Origin of the sequence: Rhodococcus sp. NPDC057297 (assembly GCF_042667435.1) — a bacterium.
Taxonomy (GTDB): Bacteria; Actinomycetota; Actinomycetes; order Mycobacteriales; family Mycobacteriaceae; genus Rhodococcoides.
In genome coordinates this window covers 397,541-423,221 of record NZ_JBHUZE010000001.1, presented here as the reverse complement: position 1 = coordinate 423,221, position 25,681 = coordinate 397,541, and the positions used below count along the sequence as shown (strand labels likewise).

Annotated in this window: 22 protein-coding genes; 13 read left to right on the top strand and 9 right to left on the bottom strand. The window is 65.3% G+C overall.

The genetic code is table 11. The annotated features are described in order from the left end of the window. Positions 1-380: 380 nt before the first annotated feature. The 5 genes from ACFULT_RS01905 to rpsF all read right to left on the bottom strand — a co-directional run bounded on the left by ACFULT_RS01905 (position 381) and on the right by rpsF (position 4,525). Positions 381-2,639, bottom strand: coding sequence for a bifunctional SulP family inorganic anion transporter/carbonic anhydrase (locus ACFULT_RS01905; protein WP_037109781.1), 2,259 nt, complete (start codon positions 2,637-2,639; stop codon positions 381-383). Positions 2,640-2,881: 242 nt separating this feature from the next. Further along, positions 2,882-3,337 carry a 50S ribosomal protein L9 gene (rplI, locus tag ACFULT_RS01900; RefSeq protein WP_019665162.1) on the bottom strand — a complete coding sequence of 152 codons (456 nt, stop codon included), beginning with the start codon at positions 3,335-3,337 and terminating at the stop codon, positions 2,882-2,884. A gap of 16 nt (positions 3,338-3,353) precedes the next feature. Further along, positions 3,354-3,596 carry a 30S ribosomal protein S18 gene (gene rpsR, locus ACFULT_RS01895; protein WP_019665161.1) on the bottom strand — a complete coding sequence of 81 codons (243 nt, stop codon included), beginning with the start codon at positions 3,594-3,596 and terminating at the stop codon, positions 3,354-3,356. A gap of 43 nt (positions 3,597-3,639) precedes the next feature. Next, a complete protein-coding gene (locus ACFULT_RS01890) occupies positions 3,640-4,179 on the bottom strand; it encodes a single-stranded DNA-binding protein (protein WP_019665160.1) in 540 nt (179 codons plus the stop codon). Positions 4,180-4,237: 58 nt separating this feature from the next. Further along, on the bottom strand, positions 4,238-4,525 hold the full coding sequence (gene rpsF / locus ACFULT_RS01885; RefSeq protein ID WP_026347802.1) for a 30S ribosomal protein S6: 288 nt from the start codon (positions 4,523-4,525) through the stop codon (positions 4,238-4,240). Between the two features lie 229 nt (positions 4,526-4,754). Here rpsF and ACFULT_RS01880 point away from each other — a divergent pair, with 229 nt between their 5' ends. From ACFULT_RS01880 to ACFULT_RS01870, 3 genes are all read left to right on the top strand, one after another. After that, positions 4,755-6,110, top strand: coding sequence for a glycosyltransferase family 87 protein (locus tag ACFULT_RS01880; RefSeq protein ID WP_378480893.1), 1,356 nt, complete (start codon positions 4,755-4,757; stop codon positions 6,108-6,110). Positions 6,111-6,328: 218 nt separating this feature from the next. Then, positions 6,329-7,012: a response regulator gene (locus tag ACFULT_RS01875; RefSeq protein WP_170945212.1), complete on the top strand. Its 684-nt coding sequence runs from the start codon at positions 6,329-6,331 to the stop codon at positions 7,010-7,012. A 169-nt stretch (positions 7,013-7,181) separates the two neighbouring features. Continuing rightward, positions 7,182-7,580 carry a response regulator transcription factor gene (locus ACFULT_RS01870; protein ID WP_037109786.1) on the top strand — a complete coding sequence of 133 codons (399 nt, stop codon included), beginning with the start codon at positions 7,182-7,184 and terminating at the stop codon, positions 7,578-7,580. 43 nt (positions 7,581-7,623) lie between these two features. Here the strand turns inward: ACFULT_RS01870 and ACFULT_RS01865 are convergent, their stop codons facing one another. Then, entirely contained in the window at positions 7,624-11,397 is a 3,774-nt protein-coding gene (locus ACFULT_RS01865) for a hypothetical protein (RefSeq protein WP_378480462.1), read from the bottom strand. 214 nt (positions 11,398-11,611) lie between these two features. Here ACFULT_RS01865 and ACFULT_RS01860 point away from each other — a divergent pair, with 214 nt between their 5' ends. After that, positions 11,612-11,899 (top strand): LuxR C-terminal-related transcriptional regulator, encoded by a 288-nt coding sequence (locus ACFULT_RS01860; protein ID WP_052059261.1) that lies wholly within the window; start codon positions 11,612-11,614, stop codon positions 11,897-11,899. Positions 11,900-11,902: 3 nt separating this feature from the next. Here the strand turns inward: ACFULT_RS01860 and ACFULT_RS01855 are convergent, their stop codons facing one another. Together ACFULT_RS01855 and ACFULT_RS01850 are read right to left on the bottom strand one after the other, a co-directional pair. Then, positions 11,903-13,000, bottom strand: a complete 1,098-nt coding sequence (locus tag ACFULT_RS01855; protein ID WP_037109792.1) for a DUF475 domain-containing protein — start codon at positions 12,998-13,000, stop codon at positions 11,903-11,905. 125 nt (positions 13,001-13,125) lie between these two features. After that, positions 13,126-13,701, bottom strand: a complete 576-nt coding sequence (locus tag ACFULT_RS01850; protein WP_019665152.1) for a TerD family protein — start codon at positions 13,699-13,701, stop codon at positions 13,126-13,128. 248 nt (positions 13,702-13,949) lie between these two features. Between ACFULT_RS01850 and ACFULT_RS01845 the strand changes: the two genes are divergently transcribed. The 9 genes from ACFULT_RS01845 to ACFULT_RS01805 all read left to right on the top strand — a co-directional run bounded on the left by ACFULT_RS01845 (position 13,950) and on the right by ACFULT_RS01805 (position 23,954). After that, positions 13,950-15,053, top strand: a complete 1,104-nt coding sequence (locus ACFULT_RS01845; protein WP_094720070.1) for a hypothetical protein — start codon at positions 13,950-13,952, stop codon at positions 15,051-15,053. A gap of 30 nt (positions 15,054-15,083) precedes the next feature. Further along, positions 15,084-16,241, top strand: coding sequence for an HpcH/HpaI aldolase/citrate lyase family protein (locus ACFULT_RS01840; RefSeq protein WP_378480461.1), 1,158 nt, complete (start codon positions 15,084-15,086; stop codon positions 16,239-16,241). After that, positions 16,238-18,565, top strand: a complete 2,328-nt coding sequence (locus ACFULT_RS01835) for a phosphoribosyltransferase (RefSeq protein WP_378480460.1) — start codon at positions 16,238-16,240, stop codon at positions 18,563-18,565. Before ACFULT_RS01840 ends, ACFULT_RS01835 begins: the two co-directional genes overlap by 4 nt. Further along, positions 18,562-19,374: an HAD family hydrolase gene (locus ACFULT_RS01830; RefSeq protein ID WP_378480459.1), complete on the top strand. Its 813-nt coding sequence runs from the start codon at positions 18,562-18,564 to the stop codon at positions 19,372-19,374. The genes ACFULT_RS01835 and ACFULT_RS01830 overlap by 4 nt, the downstream gene beginning before the upstream one ends. A gap of 107 nt (positions 19,375-19,481) precedes the next feature. Beyond that, positions 19,482-20,984 carry a hypothetical protein gene (locus tag ACFULT_RS01825; protein WP_378480458.1) on the top strand — a complete coding sequence of 501 codons (1,503 nt, stop codon included), beginning with the start codon at positions 19,482-19,484 and terminating at the stop codon, positions 20,982-20,984. Next, positions 20,981-21,742 (top strand): ESX secretion-associated protein EspG, encoded by a 762-nt coding sequence (locus ACFULT_RS01820; protein WP_037109804.1) that lies wholly within the window; start codon positions 20,981-20,983, stop codon positions 21,740-21,742. Before ACFULT_RS01825 ends, ACFULT_RS01820 begins: the two co-directional genes overlap by 4 nt. A gap of 114 nt (positions 21,743-21,856) precedes the next feature. Further along, positions 21,857-22,414, top strand: coding sequence for a hypothetical protein (locus tag ACFULT_RS01815; protein WP_037140968.1), 558 nt, complete (start codon positions 21,857-21,859; stop codon positions 22,412-22,414). Next, positions 22,414-22,638 (top strand): helix-turn-helix transcriptional regulator, encoded by a 225-nt coding sequence (locus tag ACFULT_RS01810; RefSeq protein ID WP_037109810.1) that lies wholly within the window; start codon positions 22,414-22,416, stop codon positions 22,636-22,638. Before ACFULT_RS01815 ends, ACFULT_RS01810 begins: the two co-directional genes overlap by 1 nt. A 68-nt stretch (positions 22,639-22,706) precedes the next feature. Continuing rightward, positions 22,707-23,954, top strand: coding sequence for a TerD family protein (locus tag ACFULT_RS01805; protein WP_378480457.1), 1,248 nt, complete (start codon positions 22,707-22,709; stop codon positions 23,952-23,954). A 126-nt stretch (positions 23,955-24,080) separates the two neighbouring features. Here ACFULT_RS01805 and ACFULT_RS01800 read toward each other — a convergent pair whose 3' ends face one another. Continuing rightward, entirely contained in the window at positions 24,081-25,673 is a 1,593-nt protein-coding gene (locus ACFULT_RS01800; protein WP_371828929.1) for a glycosyltransferase family 87 protein, read from the bottom strand. Between the last annotated feature and the right edge of the window lie 8 nt (positions 25,674-25,681).

Sequence of the window (25,681 nt, the reverse complement as noted above, 5' to 3'; positions counted from 1 at the left end):
TCCGCCCGTAACACCCCGCCGTGCACCGCCCCGCCCCCGCCCCGGAGCGAAAGTGAGCTCCAGTCAGTCAGACGGACCAAACGGCACGTTCGCTCCGGACCCCAGGCTCCCGCCCCGGAGCGAAAGTGAGCTCCAGTCAGTCAGACGGACCAAACGGCACGTTCGCTCACGAACCCCAGCCTCCCGCCCCGGAGCGAAAGTGAGCTCCAGTCAGTCAGACGGACCAAACGGCACGTTCGCTCACGAACCCGGGCCAACGACACACGCCCCCATCCGGACCCAATGTGGCGTTCGGTCACTCTGAGTGACCGGACGGTACATTCGGTCCGAAATGGGGGCGTGGGGCGTGGGACGGGACAACGGCCCGAAGGCCGAGCGGGTTAGACGGGCTGAGCCTCGGCTACATCGAGGACGGTGATGTCCTTGGTGCTGATTTGGAGGACGCGGGCGGTGGGGATGTCGAAGAAGAGCCCTGTGACCCTCAGTTTGCCCTCTGCGGAGGCGCGACCGACGACGCGGTGTCGCGTGAGGGTCTGCAGCTGCACGGCGACGTTGACCATGGCGAGTTGGTCGCCTTCGGAGAAGCCGAGTTCTGCGGCTGCGCGTCCGACGGGGTGCCCGCTTCGGTAGGCCTCGAGGCTTGCGAGGCCGTGTTCGAGCCATTCGACGACGCGTTCGTCGCCTGCTTTGTCCGGTCCGGCGAGGACAGCTTTCATCGCACCACAGCCGGAGTGACCGCAGACGACGACCGAGCTGGTGCCGAGGACGTCGACTCCGTAGGCGAGCGAGGCTTCCACCGAGGTGTCCTGACCCTGTGCGGGAATCATGTTGCCCATGTTCCGCACCGTGAAAAGGTCACCCGGTCCGCTGCTGGTGATGGTGTTGGGCATGACCCGCGAGTCGACGCAGCACAGGAAGAACGTGTCCGGGTCCTGGAATTCGGTGAGACCCTGCAGGTGGGGTTTGATGGCCTCCGCGTGTGTCCGGTGGTACTCGGCGACGCCGGACAGGACCGGTCGCAGTGCGGGTGGGTTGTCGTCGACCGCACTGTCTTCCTTCAGCTGCCATGCCGACCACGGGGCCAACGAGCCACGGACGCTTGCGAGTCCGCGCTTCGGCGGTGCTTCGGCTGCGGCTGCGAGCGAGGCGGATCCGTTCTCTTCGATCTGTACCGTGCCGCCACCGAGTTCGTGCTGACGCACCCATTCGTGCAGATGTTCGTGCACTGCGTGGTCGAGGAAGTCGACGGCGAGTTCCATGTTGACTTTCGAACCGCTTGGTACGGAGGACAACACGTGGGTCAGGCGAGGAAGCGACAGGAAGCTCAGCGAACCTTGCATGTGTACACGCCAGGAACCGTCGACTGTCTCGTCGGCGTGCACGTGCGCCCACACGACGCGTCGCAGAACCAGGAAGATGGCGAGCGCCAATCCGATGAGCACGCCCTCGAGCAGGTTCAGTGCGACCACGCCGAGAACGGTGACCGCGTACACCGCGATGTCACCCGTCTTGCGGGCAATCCTGATGTCCGCCAACTTGATCAGCTGTACACCGATCATGACCAGCAGACCGGCGAGTGCGGCGAACGGAACCAGTTCGACGACCGAGATGAAGAGAACGGAGAAGACCAGAATCCACAGACCGTGCAGGATCGCCGACGCACGCGACTTGGCTCCGGCCTTGACGTTGGTGGAACTGCGCACGATCACACCGGTGACGGGGAGACCACCTGCGGCGCCGGAGACCATGTTGGCCGCACCCTGCCCGAGCAGTTCGCGGTCGAAGTTGGTGCGCGGTCCGGTGTGCATCTTGTCCACCGCCACGGCGGAGAGCAGGCTCTCGACGCTGGCGATCAGTGCAATGGTCAGAACACCGGTGGCAACGCCTGCCCACTGGCCTTCGGGAAGCGCGGGGAGGCTCAACGCCTCGATCAGGTTGCCTGGCAGGTCGATTCGTTCGACGTTCAGATCGAGAACGACGGACAAGCCGGTAGCCGCTACGACAGCCACGAGCGCACCGGGCACCTTCGACACTGCGCCCGGCAGCCTCGGCCACAGCAACATCAACGCGATGACGACGCCACCGACGAGGATGGACGGCCACTGGCCGTCGGCAACCGACGTGGGGATGGCCAGCAGATTCTCGACCGCCGAGCTCTCGGATTCACCACCGAGCAGAACGTGAATCTGTTGCAGCGCAATGGTTACACCGATTCCGGCAAGCATGGCATGCACCACCACCGGTGAGATGGCCAGCGCGTGCCGGGCAATTCGGCTCAGACCCAACAGGATCTGGACCGCACCTGCACCAACGGTGATGAGGCACGTTACGGCCCAACCGAATTGATTGACGAGCTCGGCCACCACCACGGTCAGACCTGCGGCCGGCCCACTGACCTGCAGCGGCGATCCACCCAGTGCGCCGGCGAGAATGCCGCCGATCACGGCTGCGATCAGTCCGGCCATCACGGGCGCACCCGATGCAACTGCGATACCGATCGAAAGTGGCACCGCCACAAGGAATACGACCAGCGATGCCGGTACGTCGAATTTCAGAATGCTCCCGATCCGAGATGGAGACTCGGACCCCTTCGTTGATGACTCGCTGTCCGATGAATCTTTGTCGACTGTCGTGGTCACGGCAGTTCCTCCGGGCGTCTAGGCGTCTGGTCGGTCGTTTGCGTGTCGCGTACGCACATCTGTGTGCTTCTGTCGCCCCTCGTTAAAGGGTACGCAAACCTTCGGTCACGCGCCCGCGATGAGAGTCTCCTCACAATTGAAAACCGTTGCCGCAGTATGTTTTTTGTGACAAACCACGAAAAAAGCCCCACGAACCAAGGTTCGTGGGGCTTTTCCCAGCCGTATCGGGCCAGAAGCTTGAATCAGCTTCCGACGACCTCCAGCTTGAACTTCGCAGCCACATCGGGGTGCAGGTTCACGACGACGTCGTGCTTGCCCGTTGCCTTGATGTGAGCCTTGGGGAGATCGATGCTGCGCTTGTCGACGACCGGTCCGCCGGCTGCCTTGATGGCAGACGCGACGTCCGAGGCCGTCACGGAGCCGAACAGCTTGCCCGAGTCACCTGCGGTCTTGACCGACAGAGAAACCGACTCGAGGCCTTCGATGGCCTGCTTGAGCTCGTTGGCGTGCTCGAGGCCGCGAACGGCGCGAGCTTCCTGAGCGCGGCGGATGCCTTCGACCTGCTTCTGAGCTCCGCGGGTGGCCTGAATGGCCAGTCCACGGGGCAGCAGGAAGTTGCGGCCGTATCCGTCCTTGACCTCTACGGTGTCGCCGGGCGCACCGAGGTTGTCCACATCAGCGGTGAGGATCAGCTTCATGATGATCGCTCCTTTCTTATCGTGCCGTCGCGGCGTAAGGCAGCAGAGCTACCTCACGCGAGTTCTTCACGGCAACGGCCACGTCACGCTGATGCTGGACGCAGTTGCCGGTGACTCGACGCGCGCGGATCTTTCCGCGGTCGCTGACGTACTTACGCAGCAGCGTCGTGTCCTTGTAGTCGATCTGTGTGTTCTTTTCCTTGCAGAAGGAACACGCCTTCTTCTTGAGCACCTTGTCGCGCAATGGCGGTTTCGGCATGGTCTTTCTCCGTTACGTCTGATTGTTCTCGATCACGAAGGATCTAGAACGGAGGCTCGTCGTCCCCACCGCGAGACCCACCGAAGGAGCCCGACGCCTGCGGGGCACTGCCCCAAGGGTCGTCTCCACCGGAATTGGATCCCGAATTGGAGTTCGAGCGTCCGCCGCCCGATCCACCCGAGGAACCACCGAAGCCGCCGCCTCCGCCACCTCCACCACGATTGGCTTTGTTGACCTTGGCGGTGGCGTAGCGAAGCGAAGGACCGATCTCGTCGACTTCGAGCTCGACAACAGTCCGCTTCTCGCCTTCACGCGTTTCGTACGAACGCTGCCTGAGCCTGCCGGTCACGACGACGCGTGCCCCTCGGGTCAAGCTCTCGGCCACGTTCTCCGCAGCTTCACGCCAGATGTTGCAGCGCATGAAGAGTGCGTCTCCGTCTTTCCATTCGTTGGACTGACGGTCGAACGTGCGCGGTGTGGACGCAACGGTGAAGTTGGCCACGGCCGCACCGGCCGGGGTGAAACGAAGTTCTGGATCTGCCGTCAAGTTCCCGACGACGGTGATGACGGTCTCGCCTGCCATGGTTCCTCTTTCAGTAGTAAGTCTTTGTTGATGCCAGCCTAGAGGCGAGCAACGACAATTACTTGCCCTGTCGCAGGACCTTCGTGCGCAGAACGGACTCGTTGAGTCCGAGCTGGCGGTCGAGCTCGCTGACGGTGGCAGGCGCGGCGTTGATGTTCACAACGGCGTAGATGCCCTCGGCGTGCTTGGCGATCTCGTAGGCCAGACGACGCTTGCCCCAGACGTCGACCTTGTCGACGCTGCCGCCGTCCTTGCGAACGACGTTGAGGAACGTATCGAGCGACGGAGCGACAGTGCGCTCGTCCAGATTGGGGTCGAGAATGACCATCAATTCGTAATGACGCATAAGACCTCATCACCTCCTGTGGACTGAGTGAAAACGGCCACGGACGATCCGTGGCAGGAGGGTCGTTGCGTCAGCAACCCTTGGAGGGTACACGGCCATGCCCTGACCTGCGAAATCAGACGACGGTTCCGACGACCGCCTCGGCTCGTCCTAGGCTTACCTCATGCATCCGGGTGGACGGTCGTCTCGTGGGCGTCGCCTGCCATCGGCCGCCGCGTCGACGTCGACGATGATCGTCCTGGTCGCGTCCTGTGCGCTGACGTTGATTCTCGGCTACCTCAACAAGGCCAGATGTGCCGTGGCCCCGTTCTACGACAACGGCCGGAGCACGACGTTCGACGCCGTCAAGGACAGTTGGGTCTGCTACTCGGACATTCAGTTCCTGTGGCTCGGCCGCGACATCGACAACCACGTGTTCCCCTACCTTCACGGTGCGATCACCTCCAACGGAGTGTTGACGGGTGGAACGGTCGAGTACCCCGTGCTGAGCGGGGTGTTGATGTGGCTCGGCGCAGTACCGGCCCACACCGACGCCGAGTTCCTGCTCTACACGGCTCTGCTTCTCGCGCCGTTCGGGCTGATCACGGCGTGGATGCTGGGCCGACTGGCGGGGAAGTCCGCATTGCTGTGGTCGGTGGGTCCGCCGTTGATCATGTACGCGTTCCACAACTGGGAACTGCCGGTGGTCGCGACGGCCGTCGGCGCAGTGTTCGTGATGAGCATGCGGATGTCGTTGCGGGTGAAGGCCGTTCTCGCGGCGATACTGCTGGGAGTGGGTTTCTGTCTCAAGCTGTACCCAGGCGCCTTCGTTCTCCCGCTCGCCGCCTACGTCGCGTACGGCGGTGCGACGGGCCGAGTGCCGGGAACCAAGCTGGACATCCGCGGCGCACTGTCCGTGCTGGCCGCCGCGGCAGGGACCGTCGTCGTCGTCAATCTTCCCTTCGCGGTCCTCGGATACGAGGGCTGGAAGGCCTCGTTCGCGTTCCAGAGTCTGCGACAAGCCGACATCACCACGAACTCGATCTGGTACTGGGGTCTGCGGCAACTGTGGGTGACCGACGCGATGACGGCGGAAAGTCACGAGCAAGCCGAGACCGCGTTCCAGAACACCGTCGACATCCTGTCGCCCCTTCTGGTGTTCGCGGCGTTCGGTCTTGCGCTGTGGATCGGTGTGCGACGCGCGAGTACCGAGCACGTGTATCCGTGGGTGGCTGTCAGCGGATCGATGCTGTGCGGATTTCTGCTGCTCCACAAGGTCCATTCGCCTCAGTACACGTTGTGGCTCATCCCGTTCTTCGTACTGCTCCGGGTCCCGTGGGCTCTGGTCGCCGCCTACCTGGTGGCCGATCTGTCGATGGGCATCGGCGTCTTCCGATACTTTGCCGCGCTCGCCCAGGGCACCGATGCAGGCACCGAGGAATTCTTCGTCGAATTCGGTGTGTGGGGTCGCGCCGTACTGCTGGTCGTTGCGTTCTTCGTGTTCGCGCGAGCGCGGCCGCGCTTCGATGCGTCCCGTTCCGGCAGCGACGTCCCGGCGCCCGACGTTCCCGCCTCGTCGACGACGTCGACATCCGCTGCTCCCTGACCGAGCTCCCTGACTTCTCCCCGTTCCACACCACTGACGTAACGAACCGGTCGCGTTGTTCGACATTCGACTCAGGCAGCCGAGTTCACCTCGGTTGAAACATCAGAGGTGGGGCAATGACAGTGGTTCCGGGGGCGACGACACCGCACATCGCGGCAGAGACACTGCCGTCGACAGCGACGCAGCCAGTGGCAGTACAGCAATCAGCGCCGACGTCGATGGTCGCCGACACAGTGCGCGACACCACGACAGCCCGCCGACGGATCGGCCTGGTCGAGGATCACGAGTCCGTCGCGGTCGGTCTCCGCGCGATTCTGTCCGGCGAAGCCGATCTCGAGCTCGTCGCCGTGACCACCACCGTCGACGAGCTCGTCGGACTCGGCCAGCGGCTGGATCTCGTCGTACTCGATCTTCGGCTGGGCGACGGTTCCTCACCGAGGTCCAACGTCGAGAAGCTGCACTCCGTCGGCGTGCAGGTCCTCGTCTACACCGGTGCCGAGAACCCGTTCCTCGTGCGCTCCGCTGCGAGGGCTGGCGTGCTCGGCGTCGTCCGTAAGTCGGAACCCGCAGCCGCGATCGTGTCGGCAATTCGCCGGGCAGCGGCGGGCGGCCAGGTGGTCACGACCGACTGGGCCGCGGCCATCGACGGCGATCCGCATCTTCCCGACGTCGGACTCAGCCCACGCCAACGCGAAGTCTTGGCGCTGTACGCGTCCGGGGAGAAAGCTGCTCGCGTCGCCCGGCTGGCCGGGTTGTCCGAGCAGACGGTCAACGACTACCTCGTGCGTATCCGAAACAAGTACGCCGAGGCAGGCAGGCCCGCACCGACCAAGACCGATCTCTACAAGCGGGCGGTCGAAGACGGCTGGCTCCCGATGCCGGAGCCACCGAACCAGAATTGACGGCCACCGCGCCTGTACGTCATCTCGGTCACAGTGCACGCCGTGTACATGGTTGTCGTTTCAATGCCCCTAGTTTTCAGGGCAGACAAACCTGGCAGTCAACTGTGAAGATCATTTACGCGAATGGTTGTGCCAGACCACAACCGCTGGAACCTCGGGGAGAATTCACATGACAGTCAGCATCGACGCCTCAGCTTTCGACGCTTCAGCCTTCGACGCTTCGGCCTCGAGTACGGGCAGCGGGCTCGGCACCGCAGTCCCGCGACGGACCATGTCTCTCGTCCCACCGCCCATCCAGCTGCCTCCGACCGGCGGATCGCGCGCAACCGGACCGTTTCTCCCTCGGCCCATGCTCACCCAGCGCGAGATCGAGGTGCTCACCGGCTGGATCAAGTGCGACTCCAAGGTCGAGGTCGCGAAGTCGCTGTTCCTGTCGCTGGGAACCGTCAACACTCATCTCACTCGTATTCGCGCGAAGTACGCCGCCGTCGGCCGTACTGCGTCCACCAAGGCATCACTCGTTGCCCGTGCCCTTCAGGACGGCCTGATCGACATCGCCGATCTCTGACGCCCACCGTCTGCCGAACTCACGAATCAGCACAGCTCGCGAATCAGCACAGCTCGCGGAACGGCGATCCCGGGAGATACTGATCCCATTCCTCCCGGGTGATCGTCGATCCTCCACCGGCGCAGATCCTTTCGACCACGTCCTCGGGATCGGTCCGCCACACTCGTAGGTCCTTCTCCGGTCCACCGCCGATCACTGCGGCGCCGCCGGCGGTGAACACGGCGTCGTTGACGCGGTTGCCGTAGGCGGTCAGCGTGGCGAACGTCGTCGGATCGAACGGGTCGGAGATGTCCCACATCCACATCGACTGACCGTCGACGCCTGCAACGAGTCTGGTGCCACTCGGATCGAACGCCACCGAATACACCGCCTCCCGCGGACCGACGATCTGGGCGACGTGGCGCGGCGTCGTCGGATCGGCGACGTCCCACAGCCGAAGCGTGTGGTCCGCACTGCCCGCGGCGAGCATTCGTCCGTCGGGTGAGAACGCTGTTGCTTGCGCGTCGCCGGAGAAGCCCGCGACGGTCGACACCTTGACCGGGGCCGCCGGGTCGCTGACGTTCCACAGTTCGACTTCGTCGTTCAGCGTCGGAACAGCCAGAGTTCGTCCGTCCGGACTGAAGGCCATGACCTGCGGATTGTTGCCGACGTCGAAGCCGGACAGCCGTGTGGGCCGTGACGGATCGCGAACGTCCCAGAGTTCGACGTCAGGTGTGTTCTGCGGGGACACGGCCAGCAGATCACCGGTACGGGTGAAGACCAACACGCCTACGAGCGAGTCGACGGCGGCGTGCGGGGTGCCGAGCGGAATCGGATTCTGCGGCGCCCGGACGTCCCACAGTTGGAACGCTCCCGACGATGTGCCGCCTGCGGCCAACGATCCGTCCCACGACAGTGCCGCCGCACCCGTCAGCGGGTCGCCGGTGGTCGGGGACAGCGGGCGCTCGGACACGATCGGTCGGTCCGGATCTGTGACATCCCACAGCCTGAGGCCGTCGCCGCGCGAACCGACGCCGGCGAGGACTCGTGTTCCGCTGCCGTCCGTCGGGTTGATGAAGACCGTGTCGGTCTGTCCTGGCATCACCGGTCCCGGCAGCGGCCACACGCGGGTGACCCCGTCCTGCCCCGCCGTGATCAGAGCGGAATCGTCCGGTGCGTAGTCGACCGACATGACCACCGTCGATCCCGGCAATGTTTCACGTAGAACACCCGTCGCGGCGTCCCACGTCTTGATCGAGTTGTCGGAACTGACGGCGGCGAGTTCCGATCCGGTGCCGTCGAATGCCACGTCGTTGACGTAACTGGTGAAGCCGGTCAGCGGTGTCTGTCCGGCGAGGCGACCACCGGGTTCGACGGTCCAACGCGCCACGTCTCGACCTGTCGTTCCTGCAGCGATCGTGCGACCGTCCGGGGAGTACGTCACCGACAGGTAGTCGTAGGTGCCGCCGTCCGACGGAATCTCGAAGGACGTCGTGGTCAGCGCCGGCATCTCCCACACCTGCAACCCACGAGCCTTGCCCGCCGTGACCAGCGCCGTTCCGTCGGGCGAGAACGCCACGGCATTCACCGGGACCGACGTCGCCGGAACGACGGCGAGAGTGGGCGCCGCCGGGTCGGCCACGTTCCACACCGAGACGGCACCGTCGCCGGACACCAGGGCCAACGACGATCCGTCGGGAGCGAATGCCATCGATTTCGCCGTCGTCGCCTCGTCGCCGACGGCTGACAGGAGCACCGGCGAATCGACGTCGGCGATGTCCCACAGGCTTGTTCCCGACGCACCCGATACCGCGAGAGTCCGGCTCGTCGACGCGAACTCGACGGTGAGCGCGCTGCCCGGTTCTCCGACATCGATGGTCCCGCGAGCCCGAGCCGGTGCACCGAGCGACCACAACCGGACCGTACCGTCGGCGCCCGCAACGGCGAGAATCTCACCGGTGGAATCGACTCGGGCAACGGTCTCGCCCGACACGCCGGGAAGCCGGACGGGAGCATGCACCGCGGACGCGTCGAGCAGCGCCGATCTCGCTGCCGTCGCCGGATCGATCTCGTACGCGGCAAGTGCCAGATGCACCGACAGGCCCGGGTCGAGCGTGCGGAACCGCTCGGCCGAGCCCGCCAACTGACCCGCCAACGCTGCTTCGGCCTCGACACGCCTGTCGTCGGCATCGCTGCTCGCCGAGAACGCGACCACCGCCGACACCACCGCCACGACCGTCAGCACTGCCAGCGCCGCCGTCAACACCTCGAGCACTCTCCGACGCCGGCGCCGCTGAGACTCGGTGTGATCGACTCGCCTCTCGCTCGCGGCGAGATAGTCCCGTTCGACGACGTTGAGGTCGCCCTCCCGATCGCCCTCGGCGAGCGAATCGTGCAGGGCATCGAGGCGACTCGCGGGCAGAAGCACCGTCGAATCGCGCCCACTGTGATCCCACAGCACCGCAGCGTCGGTGAGGCGCCGATGCACCAGATGCCACTGCCGGTCACCGTCGATCCACCGGCGAAGCCGATCCCATGCCGTCAGCAGTACCTCGTGTGTCACCGATACCGAGTCCTCCTCGACGGTGAGCAGACGCGCCGCTGCGAAACGCTCCACCACCACGTCGACGTCGGCGTCGGTGCCTTCCCCGCGGAGAAGTTCACCGCTGTCCACGCGTCGACGCGTCAGGACGTCGTCCTCGATGTTGACCAATCGCACGAAGACCAGGGCGGCGGCGTTCTGCTGAGCCGGGTCGAGGGACGAGTAGACGGCCTCGGCGGACTGGCCGACAGCCCCCGGTATCCCGCCGGTGGAGAAGTAGTCGTCGACGGTCATCGTCGGACCCGTCGCGGTCGACCACGTCGCGAGCAGTGCGTGCGACAGCATCGGGAGTGCACCCTGATCGTGGGCGAACACCGTGCCCGACGGCTCCATCTCGGACAACAAGGTCCGAAGCAGTGCGTCGTCGACGCCGATTCCGGCCTTGCGCGCGGGCTCGACGATGGCGTCACGCAGCTGGTCCGGACGAAGGCGACCGAGCACGATCGGATTGTCGACGAGGCCGAGCCTCAGGACGTCCTCGGCCACCGCGTTCTGATAGAAGTCGGCGCGCAGACCCATCACGACGACGGCACCCGCCACAACCTTCAGCTGCACCGCAGCCAGAACGGCGTGCCGCCGATCCGAGCCGGCGAGCGTCCACAACTCCTCGACCTGGTCGAGGACCACGACACTGCCGTCCGTTCGGTCCGTCGGATCGAAACTCGTGGTTGCCGTCGCCACCCAGGCTTCGATGCCGGACAGTCCCGTGTGCACCCGAGCACCGTTCACCCCGGCGCCGCCGAGCGATGCCGCCAAGCCCGCCCGCAGTACCGACGACTTACCCGATCCCGACGCCCCGAGGACGAAGACGACCCCGCCCCCGTCGTCGGCGACGCGACGTACCTTCTCGCTGAGCTCGGCGACGACGTCGGACCGCCCGAAGAACCATTCCGCGTCCGACGCCTCGAACGATTCGAGGCCCTTGTACGGCGCCCGGCTGCGGTCGGGGCGCTTGCCCGACGCGGGTCGCACCCGGACGACGGCGTCCCACCACAGAGCGCGTTCGTCCGCGTCGCCGACGCCGCACTCGCGGAGGACCCTGTCGAACATGTCGGCGCTGGCGTCCATCGGAAGGTGTTGGCCGGAGAACCATCCGCTGATGGTGCCGTGGAGGGCACCGGACAGCTTCACCAGTTCTCGATACGTCTTGCCCGAGTTCTCCCGCACCGAGCGCAGGCCTGCGGTCAGTTCGGCCTTGGTGGTGATGGTGCGGGGATCGGGCTGCACCGCTGTCATGGCGGAACTATAAGCGAACGGTCGGTTTTACGGTGGTCGAAGCGGGTTCCGGTGTATTGACCTGTACGGACCCCCTGGTTGGACTGGCCAGACCGCCGTTCCGGCTACAGGATCGGACCACGGCGGTCGGGCGTCATCGATGGTTTTTCAAGGATGGTTTTTCAAGTCCGGGATTCTTCTCGTCTGGGGGTAATTTTCCGTGTTCGTTGCACCGATGCGTACGCAACCACCGACGTCCGTTTCACCGATCGGAGAACGTAGTAAGCACGTGTATCGCAGACCACCGCTCAGCGCGCGGGAAGTGGAAGTGATGATCGCCTGGTTCGCGTCGGACTCGAAAACCGTCGCGGCCGCATCCGTCCACATCTCCGTGGGAACCATCAACACTCACCTGACCCGGATTCGTCAGAAGTACTCCGCCGTGGGCAGGCCTGCACCGACGAAGGCCGCCCTGTTCGCGCGTGCGCTACAGGACGGCCATACGAAGCTCGACGATTGGTGAGGACTACACGTGCAGGTGTGTGTCGGTGCCTGCGGCTTCGAGCTTTCGGTTCCTCATCACTGAACTGATGAATGCTGCACCGATGAAGAACACACCGACCAACCCGGTGACGATCTCGTTGATGTGCACGCCGATGGAGACCATCAGGATGATCGCCAGTGCACCGATTGCCCAGTGTGCACCGTGCTCCAGGTACACGTAATCGCTGAGCGTTCCCTTGCGTACCAGGAACACCGTGATCGACCGAACGAACATCGCGCCGATGAAGCCGAGGCCCAGAGCGATGATGATCGGATCCGCGGTGATGGCGAACGCGCCGATGACACCGTCGAACGAGAACGACGCGTCGAGGACCTCGAGGTAGAGGAACAGGAAGAAGCCGGCCTTGCCGGTTGCCTTGGCAAGCTCGCTCGGTCCGCCCGAGCCCTCCTCGCCCTCTTCCTCGACGTGGAACAACTCGCCGAGGCCGTTGACGGCGATGTAGGTGATCATGCCGAGCACACCGGCAACCATGACCGTGGAGATCTTCTCGTCCTCGGCGAGGAACTCGGCCGTCAGGACGAGAATGATGCTGGCGACGACGACGGACAGCTGATCGAGCCTGCCGATCTTCGCGAGAGGCTTCTCGAGCCAGCTGAGCCAGGTGATCTCGCGGTCCTCGAAGATGAAGCCGAGGAACAGCATCAGCAGGAACATGCCGCCGAACGCCGCGATCTGTGGGTGCGCGTCGGTCAGGAGTGTCTCGTAGCTGGGTCGGCCGTCGTCGAAGTACGCGGCGTCGTTCGGCGGCGGGTTGAGGGCGAGATCGATGGCGGCGACGGGGCCGAGACCCGACGCGGCCCAGACGATGACCAGCGGGAACAGCAAGCGCATACCGAAGACAGCGATGATGATGCCGATGGTGAGGAAGATCTTCTGCCAGAACTCGCTCATGCGGCGAAGGACGGTGGCGTTGATGACCGCGTTGTCGAAGGACAGCGACACCTCGAGAACGCCGAGGATCAGCACCAGGAACAGTGCCTGCCAGCCGCCGTAGAGGAAGGCGACGATCACGGAGACGATGGTGACGCCTATGGACCAACCGAAGATGCGTAGAACCACGGGCGTGTGGCCTTTCTGTAGCCGGCGCAGGTATTGGGACGAACCGGGCTGTGTGCAAACACGACAAACCCCGCCTCAATCATGAGGGAAGAGGCGGGGTAGTCCCAATCTTGACCTGGGCTTTACTACACATTTACTCCGAAATCGCGGGCGATTCCGGCGAGGCCGGACGCGTATCCCTGGCCCACTGCGCGGAACTTCCATTCTGCACCGTTGCGGTAGAGCTCACCGAACACCATGGCCGTTTCCGTCGACGCGTCCTCGCTCAGGTCGTAGCGGGCCAGCTCGGACTGGTCGGCCTGGTTGATCACGCGGATGAACGCGTTGCGAACCTGACCGAACGACTGCGAGCGTGCGTCGGCGTCGTAGATCGACACGGGGAAGGTGATCGTGTCGACGTTCGGCGGCACAGCGGCAAGGTCCACCTTGATCTGCTCGTCGTCGCCATCGCCTTCACCGGTGGTGTTGTCACCGGTGTGCTCGATGGAACCGTCGGGGGACTTCAGGTTGTTGAAGAACACGAAATGCTGATCGCTGAGAGCCTTCTTGTCGGCACCGAGCGCGATGGCGCTGGCGTCGAGGTCGAAGTCCGTTCCGGTCGTCGACCGGATGTCCCATCCGAGGCCGACCGTGACTGCGGTCAGGTTGGGAGCTGCCTTCGTGAGTGAGACATTGCCGCCCTTGCTGAGGCTGACGCCCATGACTTTCCTTTCGCCGTGAGTTCCCCTTCCGAGGAACACCGTAGTGTCTCGCGTGCCCGATTGGTCACTTTCGTCTTCGGTTCACAACGCTAACGCGCACCACACACCGCGAAGTTCCCGTCAGTACTATCGGGCTGGTGACAAGTCGCCGACCTGGACTCTTCCGCCGCTCGGGCGAGACGGATCCGCGTGCGCGCGAGACTCGAGCATCCCAGGCGCAGAGCACGGCCGTTGCTGCTTTTCTCGATATGGACAAGCGCCAGTCCATCGCGTCGTCCGGCGTCGACGCCGTCCGTTCGATGCACCCCGATCGGGATCCGACCGCCGCGTGGGCACCGGCCGAGAAGGCCTGCTTCGACGCAGGCGCGGCATACCTCGCGGCGATGGAACAGTACGACGGCATCGTGACCGGGCCGGCCCAAGCGGCATTCCAGAACGCCGCACACCTGCTGGGCGAGGCAGCCAAAGCAGTCGACCGGTTCTACGCGGCCCACCGCGACGACCTCGAGCAGGCACGATCCGCGCTCGCCGCGACACCGCGACTGGCTCAGGACGCCAAAGCGCTGGCCGAGAAGGCCCAACTGGCCGTCGCATCGGCCGATCCTGCATTCATCGACTACCCCTCGATTCGCTCGGCGTGGCGCGCCGTCGACACCGCGGTCGCTGACCTCGACACCGCAATGAGCTCGAACGACGCCGTGCGCGCCCGTACCGCCGCGGCGGCGGTACGGGAAGCCGCCGAAGAGCTGGAATCCGCAGTTGCCGCGGCACCAGGGCGCACCGCCGAGGCGAGGGCTGCGCTGACGTCGGTGAAAACAAGAGTCGAAGCGGTTCGCACCCGATTCGACCGCCTCGCCCCCGCCTTCTCCGCATTGCTCCGCGAGTTCAACGTCGCCAGCTCGGCGGACCTGTCGCACAACGAACAGCACAGCGCCCGGCACATCGAGCAAGCCGAGGAGGACCTGTCCGCAGCCCGGGCCTCGTTCTCCTCGTCCAACCCCGAGCAGGCGCTCGACTACATCGCCCAGGCGCGTAGCCACCTGTCCGACGCCGAGGAACTGGTCGACGCCGTCACCGAACGCCTGGAACTGCTGCGCGAGGTGAAACTCGACCCAACGGGCGAAGAACGCGCGGTGCGCTTCAAGTTACGAGATGCACAACAGCTCGCCGTCAATCGTTCCCTGGTTGCCGAATGGGGGTCGGTGTTGGATGCTCAGCTGGCTCGAATCGACCGTGCAACCGCAACGCTGACAGGAACACACCCCGACTACTGGTCCTACCTCCAGGACCTGAGAAGTATTTCCGGCTTCATCTCCGGGGTGATCGACCGAATGCGCGGCTCGGCTCGCTAGATCACCTGTCACTACCTGCGAAGGATCTCGGTGCAACATTTCAGACATCTCGACGGGGCAGTCCTGGATCGACTGTTCCTGCACGCGCCGGAAAAGATCGACACCGCGGGCGATCTCGGCCTCGTCGCCGTCGGTCTCGGAGCAACCCTCTACATGCCTGCGACCCGCGCGGACCTGACCGAGACGTTGATCAAGCGCAGTGCAGAGGGGGTGTGCTCGCTCGTCATCGATCTCGAGGACGCGGTCGCCGATCACAACCTCGAAGAAGCGATCGACAACGCGGTCGCGACGCTCGACGCCCTCGCCGCCGACGACGTCCACGGCTCGCTCGTGTTCGTCCGTGCACGAACCGCGCAGCAGATCGAACGCATCTGCACCTCGCTCCGCACCGACGCGTCGGCGTTGGCCGGGTTCGTGATTCCCAAGTTCACCGCCGCACGAGGAGGTGCCTTCCTCGACGAGGTCGTTCGCGGTTCCACTCGCCTCGGCCGGCGCCTGTTCTCGATGCCGGTGTTGGAGTCACCGGAGGTGGTGTTCCGCGAAACCCGCGATACCGAGCTCGTCGCGATCCGCGCTCTGCTGCAGAATCATCGAGAACAGATCCTCGCCGTGCGCATCGGAGCCACCGACATGTGCGGAATGTTCGGAATTCGCCGCGACCGAGACCTCACCATCTACGACGTCCGCGTCGTCGCCGACGTCATCAGCGCCATCGTCAACCACCTGGGCCGGAGCAACGAATCCGGGTTCGTCATCACCGGACCGGTGTGGGAGTACTTCGCCGACCACGAACGCATGTTCCGGCCCATGCTCCGCCAGACACCGTTCGCCGAGCAGGAAGCCGTGCGCTTCCGCCACCAACTCGTCAGCCATGACCTCGACGCACTGCTCCGCGAGGTTGCCCTCGACCGCGCCAACGGAATTCAGGGAAAGACCGTCATCCATCCGTCGCACGTAGCGGCGGTGCACGCGCTGTCGGCTGTCACTCACGAGGAATACCACGACGCTCTCGACATCCTGGAATCCGACGCAGGCGGTGTGCGCGCGTCCGGATACGGAAACAAGATGAACGAGCTCGGCCCGCACCGCAACTGGGCGCATCAGACCCTGCTGCGCGCCCGCGCGTTCGGGGTGACCAACGAGGGCATCACCTTCGTCGAACTACTGAAAGAGCTAGCAGAACGATGACCGACCCGACCTCGGGAATACACCTGACCACCAAGAACACCTCGTCGGACTGGACCATCGAGGAGCTCGTTCGACCGGGACTGCGGCGCAATCCCCGCCGAGCACACCTGCTGGTGTCGGAGGTACTCGGCAAACACATTCCGGTCGATCCATCCGTCGTGACCGGTGCTGCCGACGCACTGGGAGACCTGGTTCTCGAAGCAGTGGGCGGATCCGACGTCGACGTCCTCGGTTTCGCGGAAACCGCAACTGGACTCGGCCATTGTGTTGCTGCACGCCTGAACGCGCACTGCTACCTGCACTCGACGCGGCGAGACGTGCCGGGAACCGGGGTGTACGCCGAGTTCCAGGAAGGCCACTCCCACGCCACCGATCACCAACTGTTGCCCACCTCGCCGGGCGTTCTCGACCCACAGCTGCCACTCGTTCTCGTCGACGACGAGATATCCACCGGTAGAACAGCACTCGACGCTGTCCGAGCTCTCCACGCCGTGACACCACGCACCCGGTACGTCATCGCCTCGCTCGTGGACATGCGCACCGACGAGCATCTCGCGGAATCCGCCGCCGTGGCCGCCGAACTGGGAGTCACGCTCGACTCGGTCAGCCTCGCCCAGGGCCGTGTCGCGCTGGCGGACAACCTGATCGACTCCGTCGTCGCGTTGCCGGAACCGGCGTACAACCCCGTCGCCGACCACGCAGGCACCATCACCCGAATCGACGCACACTGGCCGGAGACCGTTCCGGACGGTGGCCGTCACGGTTTCCGTGCCGGAGACACGGCGTCGTTCCTCACTGCGACCACCGAGGTCGCCGACGCCGTGGCATCGGCACTCGAGCCCGGGCGGCCGGTCGTCGTACTCGGGCACGAGGAACTGATGTACCTTCCACTGAAAGTCGCAGCGGCACTGTCGGACCGCGGCCATCCGGCACTGTTCCAGACCACCACCCGATCGCCGGCCTACGTACTCGACGAGCCGAGCTACCCCCTGCGCCGAGGGTTCAAGTTCCTCGCCCCGGAAGACAGCGAAGCCCAGGACCGGTACGTCTACAACGCGTCGGGGCCGAAGAACGCACAGATCGTGCTGATCGTCGACGCACCCGCGGACACCGACCGTCTGTTCGCATCAGGCGGAGTCGCCGACGTTCTGGCCGCATCCGGTTCCGACATCCTGGTCGTCGTGGTCCGGGGTGCGGACCCACAGCGGCTCATCGTGTCCCGACGGGCAGAACCCCTGACCGGACCGGCCTTCGGGTCCTACGCACCGAACGAGGTGACGTGGCTACTGAAGGACCTCTCCGACATCTCGCTGGAAGCGGACATCGCCGAACGCGAGCGCAAGATCCAGGAAGGTACGGCCCACTACGCCGAATCGTTGCCGGTCGAGTACCAACCCGATGCCGCCTACCGCGAGCTGTTCGAAGAAGTGCTGCACGACAGCGCGTCTCGATTGGCGCTTGCCGTCGGCACCGTCACCGAACTCGTACTGGCCGAGCGGGGCCACGACATCGTTCTCGCATCGCTTGCACGCGCAGGCACACCGGTCGGAATCCTGATGCGTCGCTGGGCTCACGAGATGCACGGCATCGAGATCCCGCACTACGCCGTGTCGATCGTGCGCGATCGCGGAATCGACTCCGTTGCACTGAAATACCTCTCCGACCACCACGACCCACGTTCGGTCGTCTTCGTGGACGGCTGGACCGGCAAGGGCGCGATCGCGCGCGAACTCTCGGCCGCACTGGCCGAATTCGACGGAGCCGACTTCGACGACGACCTCGCCGTACTGGCCGACCCCGGCCACTGCGCGAGAACCTACGGCACCAGGGACGACTTCCTCATCGCGTCGGCCTGCCTCAACTCGACCGTGTCCGGCCTCGTCTCACGCACCGTCCTCAACGCAGATCTCATCCGCGACGGCGACTTCCACGGAGCCAAGTACTACGCAGAACTCGCCGCCGACGACGTGTCCAACCACCTGCTCGACACCGTCTCCGCACAGTTCGCCGACGTACGCGACGCGGCCACCGCGGAGGCGTCGACGATCGGGGAGTCGGATCGGACGCCGACGTGGACCGGGTGGGCGTCGGTGGAGAAGGTGCGTGAGGAATTCGGCATCTCGCACGTCAACTTCGTCAAGCCCGGAGTGGGCGAGACGACAAGGGTCCTGCTGCGGCGCGTTCCCTGGCGAGTCCTGGTACGTGATTTGAATGCTCCGGAGCACAAGCACATTCGGATGCTCGCCGAGGCGAGGGGGGTGCCCGTCGTCGAAGTTCCCGATCTCGCGTACTCCTGCATGGGACTGATCAAGGACGTCACGTGAGCACTGCCCTGATCTCGGTGGACCTGGATCGAACGATGATCTATTCGTCGGCAGCACTGGGTTTTCCGATAGACGCCTCGGTCACCTGCGTCGAGATGTACGCCGGCGGGCCGTTGTCCTACATGAGCATGCGCTCGACGGAGTTACTCCGGAAACTGGCCTCCGAGGCAGTCGTTGTCCCGACGACGACGAGGACCGTCGAGCAGTTCGACAGGATCGATCTGCCCGGCGCACCGTGGCGGTACGCCATCACCAGCAACGGAGGCAACATCCTGGTCGACGGCGTGCCCGACGCCTCCTGGCGCGCCTCCTTCGACGACGTCGACCTACCGGCCGTTCAGCAGGAACTCGCGGCACGCGCCGACGGCGACTGGGTTCTGAAACGACGCACCGCCGACGACCTGTTCTGCTACCTCGTCGTGGAGCCCGACGCTGTGCCCGCCGGGTTCATGGACGACTGGTCGCAGTGGTGCGCCGCGCGCGGATGGAACGTCTCTCAGCAGGGCCGCAAGATCTACTCGATGCCCGACGTGGTCAGCAAGAGCCGCGCAGTCGCCGAGGTCCGCACCCGCGCCGTCGACGACGGACTTCTGAGGACGGAATCCATCGCACTCGCCGCCGGTGACGGCGCACTCGACGCGGACATGCTGCTCGCTGCGGACCACGCCATTCGGCCCGCGCACGGCGAACTCGATGCACTGAACTTCCGTCCACCTGGCTTGACCGTCACCACCGCAACCGGCGGACGCGCGGGCGAGGAGATCCTCGACTGGTTTTTCGGGCGAATCGCGGAGCACATGGAACCGTGAGCGTCTCCGGTGCGTCCAACTAGGCAAAGGGTTGCGTAGAAGCTGGTTGGACAACTACAGGGGGCAGTCATGGGGATGCACGCGAGCGGACCTGACCGGAGCGGGCGGTGAATCCGGAGCCGGCCACAGCGGAGGCGGTGGCAGCATCGATGATCAGCCTCCCCCGCGGCATGGATCTCGCACTCAATGGTGGCTCCGACCGGGCGCGCGAGGCCGGGGCCGAGATCAGAGACAACGCCATGGCGCAGTTCGGGTACACCGCGGTGTACGACGGCAGGGCCGTCGATGACGATCCGTTCGAGGTCATGTCGCACGAGGACATCTGGAGCAAAGCGCAGGCGCTTCAGGCCGAGCACATCGACGCCACGTCCGGCAACTGGCGAATCCTGGGCAACGACGCTGCAACCGACGCCGCCGCCTTCGCGTTGAAGGTGACCAACCAGGTCGGGACCAACTGGCAGGGCGTCGCGGCCGAGGCCGCCGGGCAGGGTGTCGATCGCTACGCGACCTCGGCAGGCGAATTGATGCTGGCCGCCGACGGTCTTTCACAGAAAGTTCAAGCGACGTCGGCCGGAGTCAACGCCACCCGCGCGGCCCTGCCTCCGCCCGTTCCCTATGGCACCGGCGAGAAGATTTTCGACGTGGGATCCTGGCTCACCAGAACACTGCTGCCCGGCGACCTGAAGAGTTTCCAACACCTCCACGAAGAAGCGGAAGAGGCTGCTCGTACCGTGATGAAGACGCAGTATGCGCCCGTCATTCGCGAAGCGGCCGTTCAGGTTCCGGTTCTTCCGCCCGCACTGAATCCGTTGAGCGGTTCCGAGGGGCTTACCTTTTCGTCCCCTGACGCGTCTCGGCCGGATTCCGGTGGTTCCGGGTGGAGCGGTATGTCCGGAGGCAGCGCCGGTCCCGGCAGCGCTGGGACGAGTACTGCGACCCCAGGCGGCGCCGGCTCACCCGCGACACAGCAGGCTCCCTCCACGGAGGCGTCGAGCTGGGCGCCTGCAGAATCCGCTGCATCGCCTGCGGGCCAAACCAATTCGAGCTCGTACGGTACCGGGCAGGGAAACGGCGGAGCCCAGGGCACCGGCGCACCCTCCTCCACCAGCAGCGCAGCAGCGGGATCACCGGTCGGCGGAGCACTCGCGCCGGGCGGTTCCGGTGGGCGGCCGGGAGGTGACGGCGCAGGCTCGCGATTCGGTTCGGGTGGCTCCGGCGGCGTACGCGGTGGCGGCGGCCTGGGTCCGGGCGGCCTGGGCGCAGGCGGCTTCGGCGGACCGGGAGGAGGTTCGTCGGTCGGTGGCCCGTCCGGGAGCGGACTGGGAGCGGCCGGAGGCGGCGGTGCAGCCGGAGCGACGGCCGGAGGCGGCGGTGCAGCCGGAGCGACGGCCGGAGGCGGTGGTGCAGCCGGAGCGACGGCTGGACGTCCCGGCACCCCGGGAATGGGTATGGGCGGCATGGCCCCTGCTGCGGGCCGCGGAGGGGGCGGTGGAGGGGGCGGTGGCGACGACGATGTCCATCAGACACCCGGTTACCTGATCGACGCGGTGAACGGAGACGAACTGATCGGATCGCTTCCGCTCGTGGCACCCCCGGTGCTCGGAGAGTGACACTTCGGCATTGGACACTCGACGGTCTCGTGTTCAGGATGCTTCTCGAGCAATCCGGGCGAGACCGCCTGCCGTTCCCCCTGCAGCATCGTCCGATGGCCGACTCCGCTGCCGACTATCACCGCAGACGTCACGAGGCCACGACTGCCGCGCTCGAAATCCTGGACGAGGATCTTCGTTTCGCGATCCGGACGATCGTCGAGCCGGTTGTGCGGGTGGAACTCGTCGGGCACGTGAGGACCGGAGACACCGCGCACACGAAACTGCGCGCGCACGCAGCCGTGGGACACGACGTAGCCGTCGTTCTGACGCAGGCACCCGGGATCGACGACCGCTCCGGCGGCGACATCACTCTGGAGACGATGGAATCTTTCCGAGGTGTGCGTGCCGTCGTGGACGTATTGCCGAATGTGGTGCGCGGCACCGGCCCGCGGATCGATGTGAACCGGCCCGCCACCGAGAGCGGCACGGACAGATCACCTCTGCTGCAGAGTATGTCGCGCACGAGCAACGACGACCGCTACGAGCGTCTGTTCTCCCGTCCACCGTCCAGTGCAGGCGAGATCCTGGTGTGCGCCGGCCCGGCACCGGACAGCAGGCTGACCGAAGGAACGACCGGTGTGCAGTGGGTGGATTTCGCCGACGACGGGCGCTACATGATCCGGCACACGTCGATCATCAGCGTGATTCCGGTGACGGTGTCGGAGCTGGTATCGGAGGTGCGGGGACTCGTCGGGAAAGCCACGGCGGTTCGATGACCCGTTGACACCATAACGATTCTCGATACTATATCGATATTCGTTGTTATCGACTATCGATATGGAGTTGTCATGGGCTCGTCACTGGGATCGCGACGATCGAACCGGATAGTGATGGCAATCTATGCCCTGATCGCCGTCGGCTGGTCGGCGTGGAGGCTGTTCGAGTACGGGCTGTCGTCCTACATTCGGGTCTCGGTCGAGCCCGTCGTCGACACTCCCGTCGTCGGCCTCTACGGCGGTGAGCTCCAGCCCGGAAACGTGGTCGAGCTGGCCTTCGCCAAGTCCGACGTGCAACGCCTGATGGGAATGATCGATTTCTTCCGATACTCCGAGATAGTCGTCGGACTGGTTCTGTTGCTGGTGGGGATGACGTTCCTGTATCGGTTCTGCGACCGAGTGATCGACGGCCGGGCCTTCGGGAAGGGCGCGACAGTTGACCTGACGGTGGTGGCCGTCGTTCTGATGCTCTACCCGTTCCTCACCGGAATGCTGCGGCAGATGGGGACCAACTCCGTCCTGGGATCGCTCGAGCTGACCGATGTACTGGACACCGCGGCCAGCTTCGACGGAGTCTGGATCGCGATTGCGGTCGCCGCATTCCTTCAATTCGTCTACGCAGCAATCCAACAGGGCACGAGGCTCGTCGAGGACACCGAGGGATTGGTCTGATGGGTGAGCCCACCGAACACCTGATCACCTGCCATCTCGGAGAGATACTCGACGCCCGCGGAATGACCTTGGCCGAGCTCTCCCGTGTCGCGGGCGTCAGCGTCGTGAACCTGTCGGTGCTGAAGAACGACCGAGCCAAAGCAATTCGGTTCAGCACACTGACGGCGGTGTGCGCCGCGCTCGGGTGCACGCCCGGCGACCTGTTCAGCGTCCGGACGCAGTAGCCCCATCCGGACAAATCCACCCAGTACATTGGTGTGCAGCATCCGCATCCGACCGAAGGACTTCTTTCATGTCTGCTCCCGGCCAACCCTTGGCAAAGGGTCAGAACGGCCCGATCACAGCAGCCGATGTTCTCGTCTCTGTGCAACTGTCCGCGCCCGCCGATCTGTCCGCCCTGTTGGTGACGGCGGACGGAAAGGTGCGAACCGACGCAGACTTCGTCTTCTTCAACCAGCCGACCGGACCTGGCGTTCGGCTGGTCTCCGGCCAAGCCGGGCAACCGGCACAGCTCGCCGTGTCGCTCGCGCAGATTCCGGCGGACATCGAGCAGATTCGCGCGGTCATCACGCTCGAGGATGCATCGTCCAACTTCGGCCGGTCCGCACCCCCGGCAGCGTACGTGAGCGACGGTCAGGGAAATCCCCTCTACCACTACACCATCGACGGCCTGAGCAGCGAGTCCATCGTCATCGCAGTCGAGATCTACCGTCGCGCCGGAGCATGGAAGGTCCGCGCCGTCGGGCAGGGGTATGCCGGCGGATTCGCGGCCCTGGTAACCGACCACGGTGTATCCGTCGACGATGCACCGGCTGCCCCCGCAGCTCCGACACCGCCTCCAGCCGCAACACCAGCTCCCACGCCGACACCCGCTCCGGCAGCGCCGCCCGTGCCGCCGCCACCCGCCGCGCCGGCAGGTCCACCCGAGGTCAGCCTCACGAAAGCACGCCCCGTCAGCCTCAGCAAAGGCCAGAAGGTCACGCTGAAGAAGGACGGCGGAGTCGCCCTGACCATCATCCGCATGGGACTCGGCTGGGACCCTGTCCAGGCACCGAAGAAGACCAGCTTCTTCGGCGGGGGCGGCAAAGGCGGGAACATCGACCTCGACGCATCGGCCATCATGTTCGCCGGGAACAACGTCGCCGACGTCGTCTACTACGGTCAACTCCGCGCCAAGGACGGATCCATCCTGCACCAGGGCGACAACCTCACCGGCGAAGGGGAAGGCGACGACGAGGTCGTGAACGTCGACCTCACCCGCGTACCCCCGCAGGTCACGGCCATCGTCTTCACGGTGACCTCCTACCGAGGGCAGACCTTCGAGCAGATCCAGAACGCCTTCTGCCGACTCGTCGACGACACCAACAACGCCGAACTCGCGCGCTTCACCCTGCAAGGCGGCATGCCGTTCACCGGCCTGGTCATGGCCAAGGTCTACCGCGACGGAGGCAACTGGAAACTCCAGGCCATCGGCGAAGGCATCAACGCCAAACACGCCGGCGAAGCCGTCCCTCAACTCGGGCCCTACATCCGGCCCTGACAACCTCGCCCCGCCGCGCCCCGACCCTCCCGGTCGGGGCGCCAGGACGCAGCCCCGCCCGGACGGCAACCGGGTCGGAGCGAAAGCGGACTTCAGTCAGTCTGACTGACCGAACCCCACGTTCGGTCAGGAAATGGGGCCCAGGCCGGAACCGGAGCCGCCACCCCGGGATGCAGGGGTACCGGTCGAGACGCGGTGGACGTCGCGGGTGTGGTCGAGGACGCCGCCGATGGGGTCGTCGGTGCCGTTGCGACGGATGAGGTCTTCCTGGGGTCGGTAGATCTGCCGGACAACGAGTGCGCAGAGGCCGATGACGGCGATGTCGCGGAGAACGATTGCGGCGGTGAACCATTGCTCGGGCACGCCTTTGTTGCCGATGCCGAGGTAGTAGTACATACGAGGGAACCAGATGAGGGCGTCGACGGTCATCCAGGCGAGGAGCAGTCGGCGGTGCGGCAGTGCGAGGACCGCGAGCGGTACGAGCCACAGCGAGTATTGGGGGCTCCAGACCTTGTTGGTCAGAAGGAATCCCGCGACGACGAGAAAGCAGAGCTGCGCCAACCTGGGGCGCATGGGGGCGTTGACTGCGATGTAGGCGATTGCGACGCAGACGATTGCGAAGAGTCCGAGGGTGACGGCGTTGAGTACCAACGGTTTGTCGCCGGGGTAGAGGGTGCCGTCGAAGCCGCCCCAGCCGGTGAAGGACGTGATGACGTTGTAGATCGAGTCGGGGTCGGCGCCGCGGGCGGAGTTGAGGCGGAAGAACTCGTACCATCCGCTCGGATAGAGCAGTGCGATGGGAAGATTGACGACGAGCCAGGCTGCGACGGCCGCGCAGGTGGCTTGTCCCCATTCCCTCATCTTTCCGGCGCGCCAGCACAGCACGAGGAGCGGTCCGAGTAGCAGGAGGGGATACAGCTTGGCGGCGCCGCCGAGCCCCAGCAGAACACCTGCGAGGATCGGTTTCTTGCGACCCCAGGCGAGGAGCGCGCCCGCGGCGAAAGCGGTTGCGAGAGCGTCGAAATTGGTGAAGCCGTGGACCACGACGAGGGGCGACGCGGCGACGAGGGCGGCGTCCCATATTCTTCGTCCGGCGGATATGGCGGTGGCCCACACTGTCACCAGCCAGGCGATGGCCAAGCCGATGACGACGACGTTGAAGTAGACGGCGACCGGGAGCGCCTGCGGCAACCAGGACACCGCACTCCATGCGTCGGCCACGACCATCGACCCGTACTGGTACAGCCCGGACAGCACCGGGTACTCCATGTAGCGGATCTGGGTCGTGCCGTCGGCAGCTACTTCTTCCCAGGACTTCTTGTACGGGAAGGCGCCCTCGTCGAGACGTTCGGCTCCGAACAACGGCACGGTGTCGGAGTAGCACATGGCCACGTACTGACGGCTGCCGCTCCAGTCGAGCCCGAGTTCTCCGTCGGGACCGTTGGGAGCCTGTTGAATACAGCCCGCCTTCGCGAACCAGCCGAACGCGAGAAACACGACGGCGAGCAGCAACAGAACCCGCAGCGGGGTGAGGAAGCGTTGCCTGCCGATCAGCGCGTGCCGACCGGCGGGGCCTCCGATGGCGGCCGTGAGTTCGGCCGCCATCGGGTCCGACGTGGCGGGTAGATCCCGGGCACTGTTCGAGCGAAGATCCGGCGCGAGCGGTCCCGGACTTGCAACCCTGCGTTCGACGGGGGTGCCGGGGTTGCTGTCGCTCACTCCGGACA

Coding starts and splice junctions, on each gene's coding strand:
- ACFULT_RS01815 (WP_037140968.1), top strand. CDS start 21,857: ATGGCAATCTATGCCCTGATCGCCGTCGGCTGGTCGGCGTGGAGGCTG.
- ACFULT_RS01870 (WP_037109786.1), top strand. CDS start 7,182: ATGACAGTCAGCATCGACGCCTCAGCTTTCGACGCTTCAGCCTTCGAC.
- ACFULT_RS01805 (WP_378480457.1), top strand. CDS start 22,707: ATGTCTGCTCCCGGCCAACCCTTGGCAAAGGGTCAGAACGGCCCGATC.
- ACFULT_RS01890 (WP_019665160.1), bottom strand. CDS start 4,179: ATGGCAGGCGAGACCGTCATCACCGTCGTCGGGAACTTGACGGCAGAT.
- ACFULT_RS01865 (WP_378480462.1), bottom strand. CDS start 11,397: ATGACAGCGGTGCAGCCCGATCCCCGCACCATCACCACCAAGGCCGAA.
- ACFULT_RS01850 (WP_019665152.1), bottom strand. CDS start 13,701: ATGGGCGTCAGCCTCAGCAAGGGCGGCAATGTCTCACTCACGAAGGCA.
- rplI (WP_019665162.1), bottom strand. CDS start 3,337: ATGAAGCTGATCCTCACCGCTGATGTGGACAACCTCGGTGCGCCCGGC.
- ACFULT_RS01880 (WP_378480893.1), top strand. CDS start 4,755: ATGATCGTCCTGGTCGCGTCCTGTGCGCTGACGTTGATTCTCGGCTAC.
- rpsR (WP_019665161.1), bottom strand. CDS start 3,596: ATGCCGAAACCGCCATTGCGCGACAAGGTGCTCAAGAAGAAGGCGTGT.
- rpsF (WP_026347802.1), bottom strand. CDS start 4,525: ATGCGTCATTACGAATTGATGGTCATTCTCGACCCCAATCTGGACGAG.
- ACFULT_RS01845 (WP_094720070.1), top strand. CDS start 13,950: ATGGACAAGCGCCAGTCCATCGCGTCGTCCGGCGTCGACGCCGTCCGT.
- ACFULT_RS01875 (WP_170945212.1), top strand. CDS start 6,329: ATGGTCGCCGACACAGTGCGCGACACCACGACAGCCCGCCGACGGATC.
- ACFULT_RS01860 (WP_052059261.1), top strand. CDS start 11,612: ATGCGTACGCAACCACCGACGTCCGTTTCACCGATCGGAGAACGTAGT.
- ACFULT_RS01835 (WP_378480460.1), top strand. CDS start 16,238: ATGACCGACCCGACCTCGGGAATACACCTGACCACCAAGAACACCTCG.
- ACFULT_RS01810 (WP_037109810.1), top strand. CDS start 22,414: ATGGGTGAGCCCACCGAACACCTGATCACCTGCCATCTCGGAGAGATA.